We start from the raw sequence: 12,888 nt of genomic DNA, 5'->3' as shown, positions 1-12,888 counted from the left end.
CACGGCCAGCGGCTCGTGAGCGTTCCGGGCGGTTCTAACCGCCCGGAACGCTCACGACCCCACGTGGGCCTTTGGCGTAGTGGTGTGCGCGGTACTGCGCATTGCGTGGTACCGTCTGAAGCGTAGGACGGAGGACAGGTGGAGATCAGTCAGCTACTCAAAGGTGTCCTCGACCTCGCGGTGCTCGCGGTGCTTCGCGAGGAAGACGGTTATGGCTACGACGTGCTCCGCCGGCTGCGGGTCGGCGGTCTGGAGGAAGTGGGCGACGCGTCCGTGTACGGAACGTTGAGACGGCTCTACAAGGCCGGCCTGCTCACGTCGTATGTCGTGCCGAGTGAGGAAGGGCCGCACCGGAAGTACTACAGCTTGAACGAACCAGGCCGGCTGAAACTGACCGAGTCGGCCAAGACGTGGGAGAGCTTCGCGTCGACGATGAACAGCCTGTTGGGAGCGGCAGCATGAGCACGCAGAATTCGACCGCGGTGCGGGTCTACCTGGCGCGGGTGCGGACCGCGCTGGCGGATCTGCCCTCCGCCGAAGTCGAAGAGATCCTCGAGGACGTCCGGCCCCATCTGCTCGAGATCGAGGCCGAACTCGGGCAGGGCGCGCGGGTCGAGCAGATGATCGAGCGGCTCGGGACGCCGGAGAACTACGCGGCCGAGCTGCGCGTGGCCGGTGACTATCCGCCCGCCGCGTCCACCGAGGCGCCGAAGACCGTGGTCATCAAGGAGCAGGCGAAGCGGATCATGCCGCGGCTCGCGCTGTGGGGGCTGATCGCCGCGTCCGCCGGGCTGGGGCTGGTCGGCATCACCGTCGCGAACAACCTGCGTGCCGAGGCGCTGGTCTCGCTGGTGCTCATCCTGCCGGTGCTCGGCTTCGGTGTCTGGTACCTGACGACCAAGGGGACCGCCGGGATCGCGGAACTGCCCGAGGTGCGTTCGCTGCGCGCGAGCCTCAAGAAGCAGGACCCGGAAGGCCTGCCGAAGGTGTTGAACTACTTCAGGAATCTCTCGCCCGCCTGGTGGCTGGTGTGCGCGGCCGCGCTGATCCTGTTCGGGCTGATGCTGGTCCGGCGGGGCAACGACGGGATCGCCGCGCTGCCGCTGCTGGTGGTCGCCGCGGTCGCGATCGTGTGGGGTGGCCGGAAGGTCACGGCCGACAAGCGCTGGCTGTGGCTGACGCTGCCGGTCTCGCTGTTCGTGGTCGGCGGCGCGTTCGGGTTCGTCGGCTACGTCTTCGACTCCGTCGACCACCGCTACCAGAGCTACAACACGTACCCGGCCAGCAGCCGGAATTCCGACGGCTCCGACAGCCTCTATTACGGCAACCAGTCGATCGAGAACATCTACGCCTTCGACGCCGAGGGCAAGCCGCTCAACGAGATCTACCTCTACGACGAGGACGGCAGGCCGATCACGCTCTCGCGCCAGGGCTGCGACAAGTCGGCGAACTACCCGATGAAGATCGGCGCCGACAACCGGTTCCCGCGCCCGAAGATCGAGCAGGGCATCACCGACAACAACGGGAACTTCAACGGCTACAACGGATACAAGAACGCGTGCCGTGAGGTCTACGGCGTGCCGTTCTCGGTCGCGATCCCGAAGGCGCCCGCGACCACCAGCGCGACGCCGACGCCATCGCCGAGCCCGAGTTCCAGCGCGATCCCGACGCCTGCCAGCCCGACGCCGACGAAATGACGGACTCCTGGGTGGGTGAGCGGTCGGGGCTCACCCACCCAGGTCATTTTCGGCTGACGAAACAACGAGGAAACCTGAGCCTGCTCTGCTGGGTTCGTGCACTCAGTCGACGGCTTCGAACCGCGGACCCGCCTGGTGCACGGCTACCTGCGCGCGTATCGGCTGGCCGGTCGCGGGCCCGCCGTCCTGTTCATCCACGGCATCGGCGACGACTCGTCGACCTGGCTGGACATGCTGGCCGCGCTGAGCGGCGACTTCACCGTGATCGCGCCGGATCTGCTCGGCCACGGCGGTTCGGCCAAGCCGCGCGCGGACTATTCCGTCGCCGCGTACGCCTGCGGCATGCGCGACCTGCTGGCCACGCTGGACATCGACCGGGTGACCGTGGTCGGGCATTCGCTCGGCGGCGGTGTCGCGATGCAGTTCGCCTATCAGTTCCCGGAAATGGTGGAACGGCTGGTGCTGGTCGGTTCGGGCGGCATCGGCCCCGGCGTCCACCCGCTGCTGCGCCTCGCCGCGGCGCCCGGCGCCGGCCTCCTGCTTCCACTGGTCGGTATTCCGCCGGTGCGTGCCGCGCTGCGCGGGGCCGGTGGGCTCCTGCGGAACTTCGGGCTCGGCAGCGACCTCGAGTATGTGCTCGCGAAGTACATGCGCCTGGTCGAATCCACGTCACGGCAAGCGTTCCTGCGGACGCTGCGGTCCGTTGTGGACTGGCGCGGGCAGGTGGTGAACATGCTCGACCGCTGCTATCTCACCGAGGGAATCCCCACGATGCTCGTCTGGGGCACCACGGACCACGTCGTGCCGAGCGCGCACGCGGTGCTCGCGCATCAGGCGATGCCGAGCAGCAGGCTGGAGATCTTCGAAGGCGCGGGCCACTTCCCGCACCGCGCCGATCCACGGCGCTTCCTGGCGATCTTGCGCGAGTTCCTCACCGAGACCAGGCCCGCGCGGTACGACGCGAGCCGCTGGCGGGGTCTGCTGCGCTCCGGCAGCAGACCCCATGAGCTCATCGACGAGTCGATGGTCTCCAGCGGCACCTAGCAGTTGAGGAAGACGCTCTCGAGCGCGGCTTCGACCTTCTTCTGATCCTGGGAGATGGCCGCGGCGCGCAGGTTGTTCGCGGCGTCGTGGCACGCCTTGTTCGACACGCTCGCGCTTTCCGCCTTCTTCTGCGCTTCTTCGGCCTTGTTGCGCAGGTCCTGCTCCTTGGAGAGGTCCGCTTTCGCCGCGTTCTCCCGCAACGCCGAGGCGGTGAGGTCCTTCTTGGTGCTGTCCAGCTCCAGGGAAAGGGACTTGGCGTGGTCCTTTTCCTTGAAGTAGAGGACGCCGAACGTCGCCGCGCCGCCGAGCAGCAGCACGGCGAGCACCGACAGCACGATCAGGCCGGTCTTCTTCGGCTTGGGTGGCGCGGCCATAGGCGCCGCGGGCTGCTCGTACACGTAGCCTTCCGCGGCCGGGAACTCCGGAGCGTCAGGTGTCGGATTCGTCATGTTTCCCCCAGATGTCGTATTGCCCTATCCATCGCCTGACGGGGTGTTCCGTTACCGCGGCAAACGAAAAGCCTCGCCAGGATCAATCCTGGCGAGGCCCTCCGGGCAAGCCGGGCTTACAACGCGGCGCGAGCCGCCATGTTCGCCAGCAGGTCTCGGCCCTTTTCCGCGCTGCGCGGCTGGGAAAGGACGTCATAGCGTTGAGCCACGAGCTGGCTCTGGGAGATGTAGCCGCGCTTGTTCTTGTTGGCGGCGTACCCGAGCGCGCCGAACAGCAGGTTGAAGCCGACACCCGCGACCAGGCCGATACCGATCGACACCAGGCCGACGCCGGGGTTGAGCAGGCTCAGCATCAGGCCGAGGAACAGGCCGAAGATCGCGCCGGACATCGCGGCGCTGCTCAGCACCTTGCTCAGGGTCAGCTTGCCGGCGATCCGCTCGACCAGCAGCGGCTGCACTCCGACGATGGTCACGTCGGTGACCGGGAAGTCGGCGCTCGCGAGATGGTCGACGGCACGCTGGGCGGCTTCGTACGAGTCGTAGGACGCGATCGGCCACCCGGACGGCATCGCCGGGGCCTGCGAGTTCGCTTGCGGCTGCGTGAAAGCGGTCTGCGTGAATGCGGAAGTCATTTCATCTCACCTCTCTTACCCTGTCCAACGCGGCACCGGTCCGGTTTGTGCCTGGCCGCGGAGATCCACAGGCAATTCTCAGCCAACGCGGAAGATCCGCTGGGCGTTGCCGCCGAGGTACAGCTCCGAGGCCTCCACGTCGAGCTGGAGGTCGGCGAGGTTCTTGAGGCAGCGTGCCGGGCTGAGCATCGGGTAGTTGCTGCCGAACAGCACCCGCGTGCGGCCGTGGCCGCGCATGTAGGCGACCAGTTCGGCGGGCAGCCGGTGCACCGCGTACGCCGAGGTGTCGATGTGGAAGTTCGGGAACTTCATCGCCAGCGAAAGGACTTCGGACATCCACGGGAAGCCGACGTGCCCGCCGACGACCACCAGCTCGGGGAAGTCGAGCAGCACCCGCTCGAGGTACGGGATCGGACGGCCGGGCTCCGAGGGCAGCAGTGGGCCGGTGTGCCCGATCTGCGTGCAGAACGGGATCTCCTGCTCGACGCAGGCGACGTAGACCGGGTAGTAGCGCCGGTCGTCCGGCGGCAGGTTCCACAGCCACGGGACCACGCGCACCGCGACGAAACCCAGGTTGCGCACGCAGCGGCGGATCTCGCGGACCGCGCCCATCGGGTCGTTCAGGTCGACGGTCGCGACGCCGGCGAACCGGTCGGGATGGGCCTCGACCAGCCTGGCGACCTCGTCGTTGGAGATCAGCGAGCCGGACGGCCCGTGCCAGGCCGAGAGCAGGCCGAAACCGACGTGCGCCTCGTCCATCGCGGCGAGGGTCGCGGCGACCTGGGGGACCTCGCGCGGCCTGCCGGTCCAGCGCAGGATCGACTCCAGCCATGGCGCGGCCATGAACCGCTCGTTCGGGTGCTGCATCCACGCGTCGACAATGCCCGCAGTCACAGCGACGACCCTAGACTCTGCCCGGCGGCCGCGCATCCAAAAGGTCTATAAAAAGACCATTGAGTGGTTGACCCTGACCCGGGCCGTCAGGTAGGAAGTACCGGCAAAGGATCTGGTTCGATCCTTTAGAAGGAGGCTCGGATGGCTGGCAAGGGCATGCTCAGCTTGGACCGGCTGCGTGAGCTGGTCGGCGACGGGACGGTCGACACCGTGCTCATCGCGATCACCGACATGCAGGGGAGGCTCCAGGGGAAACGCTGCTCCGCCGAGTACTTCCTCAACGAGGTCGTTTCGCATGCCACCGAGGCCTGCAACTACCTGCTGGCCGTCGACGTGGACATGAACACCGTCGGCGGCTACGCGATGTCGTCGTGGGAGACCGGCTACGGCGACTTCGTCATGCGCCCCGACTTCAACACCTTGCGCCTGGTGCCGTGGCAAGAAGGCACCGCGATGGTGCTTGCCGATCTCGAATGGGTGCAGGGCGGCGACGTCCCCGCCTCGCCGCGGCAGATCCTGCGCAAGCAGCTCGATAGGCTCGCCGAGCGCGGGCTGGGCGCGTACGTCGGCACCGAGCTGGAGTTCATCGTCTTCGACGACACCTACGAATCCGCGTGGGACAAGCGCTATCACGACCTGCGACCGTCCAATCAGTACAACGTGGACTACTCGATGCTCGGCACCGCGCGGATCGAGCCGCTGCTGCGCCGCATCCGCAACGAGATGACCGGCGCCGGGCTGTACGTCGAGTCGGCCAAGGGCGAGTGCAACCCCGGCCAGCACGAGATCGCCTTCCGCTACACCGACGCGCTCGCCACCTGCGACAACCACGGCATCTACAAGAACGGCGCCAAGGAGATCGCCGCGCAGGAGGGCAAGGCGCTCACCTTCATGGCGAAGTACAACGAGCGCGAGGGCAACTCGTGCCACATCCACATCAGCCTGCGCTCGACCGAGGGCGAGGCCGTGCTCGCCGGCGACGGGCCGGGCGGGTTCTCCAAGCTGATGGAGCACTTCCTCGCCGGTCAGCTCGCCGGGCTGCGTGAGCTGACCTACTTCCTCGCGCCGAACATCAACTCCTACAAGCGGTTCGTGCCGGGCAGCTTCGCGCCGACCGCGGTCGCGTGGGGCACCGACAACCGCACCTGCGCGCTGCGCGTGGTCGGCCACGGCGAGTCGCTGCGCACCGAGAACCGGGTGCCGGGCGGCGACGTCAACCCGTACCTGGCCGTGGCCGCGCTGATCGCGTCCGGGCTGCACGGCATCGAGAACGAGCTGCCGCTGGAGCCGGAGTTCACCGGCAACGCCTACGCCTCGGACAAGCCGACCGTGCCGTCGACACTGCGCGAGGCGGCGGCGCTGTTCGGCGAGAGCAAGCTGGCCAGGACGGCTTTCGGCGACCACGTGGTCGACCACTACCTGAACGCCGCGCGCGTCGAACTCGCCGCCTTCGACGCGGCCGTCACCGATTGGGAGCGGATCCGTGGCTTCGAACGGCTCTAAGCCGCTGATCGGGCTCACCACCTATATCGAGCCCGCCCGCTTCCTGGTGTGGGAGACCGAGGCCGCGCTGCTGCACCGGGTTTACGTGGACTGCGTGGTCGCGGCCGGGGGAGTGCCCGTGCTGCTGCCGCCGGTCAGCGACGAGTACGGGTCGCTGGTGTCCGCTGTGGACGGTCTGGTGCTCGTCGGCGGCGCGGACGTCGGGCCGGAGCGGTACGACCAGGAGCCGCACGCGACGACCTACACGAGGCCGAACCGGGACGCGTTCGAGTTCGGGCTGCTCGACGAGGCCTTGAAGCGCAAGCTCCCGGTGCTGGGTGTGTGCCGGGGCCTGCAGGTTTTGAGCGTCGCGCTGGGTGGCACGCTCACCCAGCACATCCCGGACGCGACCGGCAGCACCGAGCACCAGCCCGCGCCCGGCACATTCGGGGACAGCAAGATCAGGCTCAAGGACGGCAGCCGCGCGGCGGTCATCCTCGGCGCCGACACCAAGGTCCACTGCTACCACCATCAGGCGATCGACCGGCTCGGCGACGGCCTCGTGCCCGTCGGCTGGGCCGAAGATGGCACGGTCGAGGCGGCCGAGCTGCCCGGCGAGGACTTCGTGCTCGGCGTCCAATGGCATCCCGAGCAGAACATCGACGACGTAAGGCTTTTCGAGGCTCTCGTGGCCGCGGCGAAGGAGAAAGCATGACCACGTTCGACGTGATCAACCCAGCCACCGAGCAGGTGGTGCGGTCGGTCGCGCTGACCACGCTCGAAGAGACCGACGCGGCCATCGCCCGCGCGCAGGCCGCTTATCCGGCGTGGAAGGCCGTCTCACCCGGTGACCGCGCGCGGCTGCTGCGCCGGTTCGCCGACGCCGTCGACGCCGATATCGAGAACCTGGCTCAGCTCGAAGTCACCAACTCCGGGCACACCATCGGCAATGCGCGCTGGGAGGCCGGGAACGTCCGCGACGTGCTGAACTACTACTCGGCCGCGCCGGAACGCTTGAACGGCAAGCAGATCCCGGTGCCAGGCGGGGTGAACATCACGTTCCAGGAGCCGCTGGGCGTGGTCGGCGTGATCGTGCCGTGGAACTTCCCGATGCCGATCGCGGGCTGGGGCTTCGCGCCCGCGCTTGCCGCGGGCAACACCGTGGTGCTCAAGCCGGCCGAGGTCACGCCGCTGACCGCGCTCCGGCTGGCGGAGCTGGCCCGCGAGGCCGGCATCCCCGAGGACGTCTTCCAGGTGCTGCCCGGCAAGGGATCCGTGGTGGGGCAACGCTTCGTGGAGCACCCGGCGGTGCGCAAGGTGGTGTTCACCGGCTCGACCGAGGTCGGCAAGCAGATCATGGCGGGCTGCGCCGCGCAGGTGAAGCGCGTGACGCTGGAACTGGGCGGCAAGAACGCCAACATCATCTTCGCCGACTCCGACCTGGAGAAGGCCGCCGCGACCGCGCCGTACGGAGTGTTCGACAACGCCGGCCAGGACTGCTGCGCGCGCTCGCTGATCCTGGTGCAGGCCAGCGTGTACGACCGCTTCATGGAACTGCTCGAACCGGCCGTGCGTGGCGTGGTCGTCGGTGACCCTGGTTCCGAGAAGACCGAGATGGGCCCGCTGATTTCGGCCGCGCACAAGGCGAAGGTGTCGTCCTACATCACCGACGCGTCGCCGGTCGCGTTCCGCGGCAGCGCGCCGGAAGGCCCCGGCTACTGGTTCCCGCCGACCGTCGTGACACCGGGCACCCTGCAGGATCCGCTGGCGGCCGACGAGATCTTCGGGCCAGTGGTCGCGGTCGTCCCGTTCGGTGACGAGACCGACGCGGTGACCATGGCCAACCACACCGATTACGGCCTGTCCGGGTCGATCTGGACCCGGGACGTCGGCCGGGCGCTGCGCGTGGCGCGGGGCGTCGAGTCCGGCAACCTGTCGGTCAACTCGCACTCTTCGGTGCGCTACTGGACCCCGTTCGGCGGATTCAAGCAGTCCGGGCTCGGCCGCGAGCTCGGCCCGGACGCCGTCGACGCCTTCACCGAGACCAAGAACGTATTCCTGAGCACGGAGGACTGAGAACAATGGTGCAGCGTTTCGAAGGCCGGGTCGCGGTGATCACCGGCGGCGGCAGCGGGATCGGGCTCGCGTCCGCCCGCAGGCTCGCTTCCGAGGGCGCGAAGGTCGTCATCGCGGACGTGTCGGCCGACGCGGGCAAGGCGGCGGCCGACGAGGTCGGCGGCCTGTTCGTGCAGGTGGACGTGACCGACGAGGAGCAGGTCAAGGCCCTGTTCCAGACCACGGTCGACACCTACGGCTCGGTCGACGTCGCGTTCAACAACGCCGGCATCTCGCCGCCCGACGACGACTCGATCCTCACCACCGGCATCGAGGCCTGGCAGCGGGTCCAGCAGGTCAACCTGACCTCGGTGTACCTGTGCTGCAAGTACGTCCTGCCGCACATGCTGGAGCAGGGCAAGGGCTCGATCATCAACACGGCCTCGTTCGTCGCGGTGATGGGCGCGGCCACGTCGCAGATCTCGTACAGCGCGTCCAAGGGCGGCGTGCTCGCCATGAGCCGTGAGCTGGGCGTCGAGTTCGCGCGCAAGGGCATCCGCGTCAACGCGCTGTGCCCGGGACCGGTGAACACCCCGCTGCTGCAGGAGCTTTTCGCGAAGGACCCGGAGCGCGCGGCCCGCCGCCTGGTGCACGTGCCGCTCGGCCGGTTCGCCGAGCCGTCGGAGATCGCGGCTGCCGTCGCGTTCCTGGCCAGCGACGACGCCTCGTTCATCACGGCGTCGCAGTTCCTGGTCGACGGCGGCATCGCGGGCGCGTACGTCACGCCCATCGACTGAGCGGGATAAAGCGGGCTTTATCCCGGGCCGGGATAAAGCCCGCTTTATTGCAGTCTCGGGGGTGCGAGATTGCCGGCGTGACGTAGCGCGTTGAGGCGCTTTCGGTCGGCCGTGAGCTTGGCTTCGCGTGCCTTCAGCGACCAGGTGGCGATCTGGGCGCTGATGAGCGCGCCCGCGGCGAACCCGAGGGTGCCGACGAGCAGCAAAAGGGGCGTCGTGATGGTCATGGGACCAGGTTCGGCCCTGGTTCAGCGTGTTGGGCCTGCCGGAAGCTAGCGGTTTTCGTTAGTTTCCTGCATATGACCCAGTGGCAGGCGGCGCGCTGGGCCGAAACGGTGCGCGCCGGGCTCAAGGCGCGCGGCCTTTCTCTCGACGAGGCCGCGCGGCAGGTCGGCGTGCCGACGTCCACGCTGCGCAGCTGGATCGAGCACCGCCACGCGCCCAAGGTGACGATTTTCGACCACTGGACCGCGCTGGCGAAGGTCACCGGTCTCGGCGAGGCCGAGCTGTTGCAGGCGGCAGGTGTGCTGCCCGACTCGCTGACTTCGAGCATTCACCTCGCGCAGGCGACGAAGTCGTTGCGTGACGGGATCGAGGAGGCCGGACGCTTCCTGCGCCGGGCCGATTCGCTGGTCTCGTCGAGCTCGATGAGCCAGGTGATCAACGAGCTGTCGGCGTCGCGCATCGACTGGGAACTGCGCATGCGCACGGCGAACCGCGGCGAGGACGTCCCGCTCACCCTGCACCACTATGTCGGCGTGGTGCCGCCACCGGACCTCCCGCTGTCCGGCGAGGAGGCGCGCGACCTGATCGAGCGCGACGTGCTCGGTCACCTGTGGCGCCCGCTCGGGTTGTACTGGCGGCGGCTGATGGTGCACGACTGGGCGGACCCGCCGCGGCTGATCATCCAGGTGGCGGAACAGGAATCGACGCACCCGCCGTCGACCTCGCTGCCGGTGGTCGACGCGCCGCCGATGATCGTCTTCGCCCCGGTGTGGGGTTACGGCTACCTGATGGGCTCGCTGATCGCGGACGCGCTCGGCTTCGGCAACGTCGACTTCCGCTACTTCGGCATGCCGGATTCGCTGGAGGAACGCCTGGAGTGGGTGGGACGCGAGCTGGCCGACGTCTCGCCGCGGTTCGTCAAAGCCGTGCCACCGACCATGTTCCGCCAAGGCCTGCGGGTGCATACCGAGGGCTATCTGCCGATCTGTGTGACCTACGGCCCCCGGATGCGCGAGCACGCGGTGCGCGTCTACCGCGACGTGCTCCTGCCGGACTCGGACATCGCCATCCGCGAGAACGACGAGATCCGCGAACGCATCGTCGCCGGGCTGCCGTCCCGCATCGACGTCCGCATCGACGACGCGGACGTCGTCGACGGGGACACGGTGAACCGCCACAAGATCAACGACACGGTCGCGTGGCTGTCCGAGCAGATCGTCGAGCATCTGCTGCTCGCTTCCGGCCTGCCGCCAGTGCCGTTGGGCGGGCCGCTGCGGCAGCTGGTGCTCCCGTCGGGGCGGGTACAGCGGCCGCCCGCGCTGGCGAGCACCGTCAGCTTCGGGGCATGACCTCCTCGCGCCAGACAGTGCCGCGACGCTCGTGCGAGAACAGCTTCTCGACAGCCAGCGCCACTTGGGCGCCGAGTTCGCGTTCCAGCAGGTAAAGGCCTAGATCGAGGCCGGAGGTGACGCCCGCGGCCGTGACGAGGTCGCCGTCGTCGACCACGCGCGCGTCGATCGCGCGGACACCGGCCGACGCGAGCGTGTCCAAGCCCAGGTGGTTGGTCGTCGCGGGGCGTCCGCCGAGGAGACCCGCCATCGCGAGGATCATCGAGCCGCCGCAGACCGTGGCCACGAGTGTGTCCGGCTGATCGAGGGATTCCTTGAGCAGCAAGGGAAGTTCGGTGTCCACCGCGCGGCCGAGGATGACCGGGATGCTGTTCTCGCCGGAGAGTTCCCCCGCCGCCCCGGGCACCACGACGATGTCCGCGCGCCGCGGGTCGATCCGGCCGACGGCGGTGAGCGAGAGGGCGCCGAACGCGCTGGGTACTTCGCGGGCTCCTTCGGCGGAGACGAATTCAGCCTCCATGCCGCCGGCGTAGAGCACTTCGTACGGCGCGATGACGTCGAGCGGGTCGAAGCCGTTGAACAAGACGAACTGGGCGAGCATCTGGGGTCCTTTCCGTCGGTGACACCGACGCTAGCCAGCTGATCGACGCTCGGGCAGTGGCTGGATTGCCAGCCTGCGACGGATTCTCGCCAACGCCTCGAATCGGGTAGCTTCCTGCTCATGCACACCGTGGCGGTGCTCGCGCTGGACAACGTGGTGGCCTTCGATCTGGCCACCCCGATCGAGGTGTTCGGGCGCACCCGGCTGCCCGGGGAGCGTCCGGCGTACCGGGTGCGTGTCTGCGGCGGCGGGACCGTCGCGAGTGCCGGTTTCGAACTCCGGCCCCAGTGGGGACTGGAGGCGCTGGCCGAGGCGGACACGATCATCCTGCCGGGCACCGATCCGGCCGGGCCGGTGCCCGGCGAGGTCATCGGCGCACTGCGCGCGGCGGCCGCGAACGGCACGCGCGTCGCGTCGATCTGTTCGGGCGCCTTCGTTTTCGCCGCGACCGGGCTGCTCGACGGACTGCGCGCGACGACGCACTGGGCGGCCGCCGCCGCGCTCGCCGAGCGCCATCCGGAGATCACGGTGGATCCGGACGTCCTCTATGTCGACAATGGACAGTTCATCACCTCGGCCGGCGCGGCGGCCGGGCTGGACATGTGCCTGCATCTGATCCGGCGCGACCACGGGTCCGCGGTCGCCGCGGACGCCGCGCGGCTGTCCGTCGTGCCACTCGAGCGCGACGGCGGTCAGGCCCAGTTCATCGTCCACGACCTGCCGCCGTCGCCGCGTGGCTCGGCCTTCGAGCCGACCCTGCGCTGGATGGAGGACAACCTCGCGCGCGAGCTCACCCTCGACGAGATCGCCGCGCACGCGGGCATGAGCACGCGGTCGCTCAACCGGCGGTTCCGCGAGCAGACCGGGACCACGCCGCTGCGCTGGCTGCACCGCGCCAGGGTCCGGCAGGCGCAGTTCCTGCTGGAATCCACGGACCAGGCGGTCGACCGCATCGCCGTCCGCGTCGGCTTCGGCTCGCCGACCGCGTTCCGCGAGCGCTTCCGCAGCGTCGTCGGCACCAGCCCGCACGCGTACCGGGCGGCCTTCCGCGGTCAAGGCTGAATTCACTCGTCCCAGTGGCTGGGATTGTGGCGTGGGTCACTTGACGGTAGATCTTGGTCTGCGGCGGCCGCCCCGGCCCCGATGACCAGGAGGTTTCGCGGTGACCCGTCAGATGAGCTCGGCCATGCAGGAATGCATCGATATGTGCAACCAGTGCCATGAGATGTGCGAGCAGATGATGTCCAGCTGCATGGAAATGGGCATGGCCAGGATGGGCATGATGATGGTCTCGTGCGCCGACATGTCCCGCATGTGCGCGGACATGATGATGCGCTGCTCGTCCATGAAGGCCGACCTCGAGATGATGCGCATGTGCGCCAAGATGTGCGGCCTCGCCGCGCAGATGATGCGGATGTGCGCCGACGAGTGCATGAAGACCGATGACCACGAGATGCACGAAGCGGCCTCGATGATGATGCGCTGCGCCGACCTCTGCGGCACCATCACCGCCGAGATGATGATGGACGCCTGAGTAGTCGTGAGTGTTCCGGCCGGTTAGAACCGGCTGTCCTGTTTCAGGACCTCGCAGACAGATGTGTGTCAGGACTTTCCGGACAGTTTCTGGCTGGTCAGTGGTTGATAGCGTACTGATCTGTCGAGG

The 12,888-nt window shown here is 68.4% G+C and carries 15 protein-coding genes; 10 read left to right on the top strand and 5 right to left on the bottom strand.

The genetic code is table 11. From position 1 onward, the window contains the following. The first annotated feature begins 138 nt into the window (after positions 1–138). The 3 genes from BLV57_RS13805 to BLV57_RS13795 all read left to right on the top strand — a co-directional run bounded on the left by BLV57_RS13805 (position 139) and on the right by BLV57_RS13795 (position 2,741). The gene (locus BLV57_RS13805) at positions 139–462 is read left to right on the top strand and encodes a PadR family transcriptional regulator (protein ID WP_091289152.1); all 324 of its coding nucleotides are present in this window, start codon (positions 139–141) and stop codon (positions 460–462) included. Next, entirely contained in the window at positions 459–1,697 is a 1,239-nt protein-coding gene (locus BLV57_RS13800; protein ID WP_143047055.1) for a DUF1700 domain-containing protein, read from the top strand. Before BLV57_RS13805 ends, BLV57_RS13800 begins: the two co-directional genes overlap by 4 nt. A gap of 96 nt (positions 1,698–1,793) precedes the next feature. Next, on the top strand, positions 1,794–2,741 hold the full coding sequence (locus BLV57_RS13795; protein WP_091289151.1) for an alpha/beta fold hydrolase: 948 nt from the start codon (positions 1,794–1,796) through the stop codon (positions 2,739–2,741). On the opposite strand, the gene BLV57_RS13790 is transcribed toward BLV57_RS13795, so the two are convergent. The 3 genes from BLV57_RS13790 to BLV57_RS13780 form a co-directional block, all read right to left on the bottom strand. Next, the gene (locus tag BLV57_RS13790; RefSeq protein WP_091289150.1) at positions 2,738–3,190 is read right to left on the bottom strand and encodes a hypothetical protein; all 453 of its coding nucleotides are present in this window, start codon (positions 3,188–3,190) and stop codon (positions 2,738–2,740) included. The two genes, BLV57_RS13795 and BLV57_RS13790, sit on opposite strands and share 4 nt — an antisense overlap. 116 nt (positions 3,191–3,306) lie before the next feature. Beyond that, on the bottom strand, positions 3,307–3,822 hold the full coding sequence (locus tag BLV57_RS13785) for a YflT domain-containing protein (protein WP_091289149.1): 516 nt from the start codon (positions 3,820–3,822) through the stop codon (positions 3,307–3,309). Between the two features lie 78 nt (positions 3,823–3,900). Continuing rightward, a complete protein-coding gene (locus tag BLV57_RS13780; protein ID WP_245757311.1) occupies positions 3,901–4,716 on the bottom strand; it encodes an amidohydrolase family protein in 816 nt (271 codons plus the stop codon). Positions 4,717–4,872: 156 nt separating this feature from the next. On the opposite strand from BLV57_RS13780, the gene BLV57_RS13775 reads away from it, so the two are divergent. The 4 genes from BLV57_RS13775 to BLV57_RS13760 are packed head-to-tail and all read left to right on the top strand — an operon-like array spanning position 4,873 to position 9,050. Continuing rightward, positions 4,873–6,219: a glutamine synthetase family protein gene (locus BLV57_RS13775; protein WP_091290315.1), complete on the top strand. Its 1,347-nt coding sequence runs from the start codon at positions 4,873–4,875 to the stop codon at positions 6,217–6,219. Then, complete coding sequence (locus BLV57_RS13770; RefSeq protein ID WP_091289148.1) at positions 6,200–6,913, top strand: gamma-glutamyl-gamma-aminobutyrate hydrolase family protein; 714 nt, start codon at positions 6,200–6,202, stop codon at positions 6,911–6,913. Before BLV57_RS13775 ends, BLV57_RS13770 begins: the two co-directional genes overlap by 20 nt. Further along, positions 6,910–8,274: an aldehyde dehydrogenase family protein gene (locus BLV57_RS13765; protein WP_091289147.1), complete on the top strand. Its 1,365-nt coding sequence runs from the start codon at positions 6,910–6,912 to the stop codon at positions 8,272–8,274. Before BLV57_RS13770 ends, BLV57_RS13765 begins: the two co-directional genes overlap by 4 nt. Before the next feature lie 5 nt (positions 8,275–8,279). Continuing rightward, on the top strand, positions 8,280–9,050 hold the full coding sequence (locus tag BLV57_RS13760) for a 3-oxoacyl-ACP reductase (RefSeq protein ID WP_091289146.1): 771 nt from the start codon (positions 8,280–8,282) through the stop codon (positions 9,048–9,050). A gap of 44 nt (positions 9,051–9,094) precedes the next feature. On the opposite strand, the gene BLV57_RS13755 is transcribed toward BLV57_RS13760, so the two are convergent. Further along, complete coding sequence (locus tag BLV57_RS13755; RefSeq protein WP_091289145.1) at positions 9,095–9,277, bottom strand: hypothetical protein; 183 nt, start codon at positions 9,275–9,277, stop codon at positions 9,095–9,097. Positions 9,278–9,349: 72 nt separating this feature from the next. On the opposite strand from BLV57_RS13755, the gene BLV57_RS13750 reads away from it, so the two are divergent. Beyond that, a complete protein-coding gene (locus BLV57_RS13750) occupies positions 9,350–10,624 on the top strand; it encodes a helix-turn-helix domain-containing protein (RefSeq protein WP_091289144.1) in 1,275 nt (424 codons plus the stop codon). Here BLV57_RS13750 and BLV57_RS13745 read toward each other — a convergent pair. Continuing rightward, positions 10,608–11,225, bottom strand: coding sequence for a DJ-1/PfpI family protein (locus BLV57_RS13745; protein WP_091289143.1), 618 nt, complete (start codon positions 11,223–11,225; stop codon positions 10,608–10,610). The two genes, BLV57_RS13750 and BLV57_RS13745, sit on opposite strands and share 17 nt — an antisense overlap. A 120-nt stretch (positions 11,226–11,345) precedes the next feature. On the opposite strand from BLV57_RS13745, the gene BLV57_RS13740 reads away from it, so the two are divergent. Then, complete coding sequence (locus tag BLV57_RS13740; protein WP_091289142.1) at positions 11,346–12,287, top strand: GlxA family transcriptional regulator; 942 nt, start codon at positions 11,346–11,348, stop codon at positions 12,285–12,287. 100 nt (positions 12,288–12,387) lie between these two features. Then, the gene (locus BLV57_RS13735) at positions 12,388–12,759 is read left to right on the top strand and encodes a four-helix bundle copper-binding protein (RefSeq protein ID WP_091289141.1); all 372 of its coding nucleotides are present in this window, start codon (positions 12,388–12,390) and stop codon (positions 12,757–12,759) included. The last annotated feature ends 129 nt before the right edge of the window (positions 12,760–12,888 follow it).

It is taken from the genome of Amycolatopsis xylanica (genome assembly GCF_900107045.1).
In the GTDB taxonomy this organism is placed as follows: Bacteria; Actinomycetota; Actinomycetes; order Mycobacteriales; family Pseudonocardiaceae; genus Amycolatopsis; species Amycolatopsis xylanica.
This window is presented reverse-complemented; position numbering and strand designations above follow the sequence as displayed.

Excerpts from the sequence above, each read along its gene's own strand:
- BLV57_RS13750 (WP_091289144.1), top strand. The coding sequence starts at position 9,350 with ATGACCCAGTGGCAGGCGGCGCGCTGGGCCGAAACGGTGCGCGCCGGG.
- BLV57_RS13765 (WP_091289147.1), top strand. The coding sequence starts at position 6,910 with ATGACCACGTTCGACGTGATCAACCCAGCCACCGAGCAGGTGGTGCGG.
- BLV57_RS13740 (WP_091289142.1), top strand. The coding sequence starts at position 11,346 with ATGCACACCGTGGCGGTGCTCGCGCTGGACAACGTGGTGGCCTTCGAT.
- BLV57_RS13790 (WP_091289150.1), bottom strand. The coding sequence starts at position 3,190 with ATGACGAATCCGACACCTGACGCTCCGGAGTTCCCGGCCGCGGAAGGC.
- BLV57_RS13745 (WP_091289143.1), bottom strand. The coding sequence starts at position 11,225 with ATGCTCGCCCAGTTCGTCTTGTTCAACGGCTTCGACCCGCTCGACGTC.
- BLV57_RS13800 (WP_143047055.1), top strand. The coding sequence starts at position 459 with ATGAGCACGCAGAATTCGACCGCGGTGCGGGTCTACCTGGCGCGGGTG.
- BLV57_RS13755 (WP_091289145.1), bottom strand. The coding sequence starts at position 9,277 with ATGACCATCACGACGCCCCTTTTGCTGCTCGTCGGCACCCTCGGGTTC.
- BLV57_RS13775 (WP_091290315.1), top strand. The coding sequence starts at position 4,873 with ATGCTCAGCTTGGACCGGCTGCGTGAGCTGGTCGGCGACGGGACGGTC.
- BLV57_RS13760 (WP_091289146.1), top strand. The coding sequence starts at position 8,280 with ATGGTGCAGCGTTTCGAAGGCCGGGTCGCGGTGATCACCGGCGGCGGC.
- BLV57_RS13785 (WP_091289149.1), bottom strand. The coding sequence starts at position 3,822 with ATGACTTCCGCATTCACGCAGACCGCTTTCACGCAGCCGCAAGCGAAC.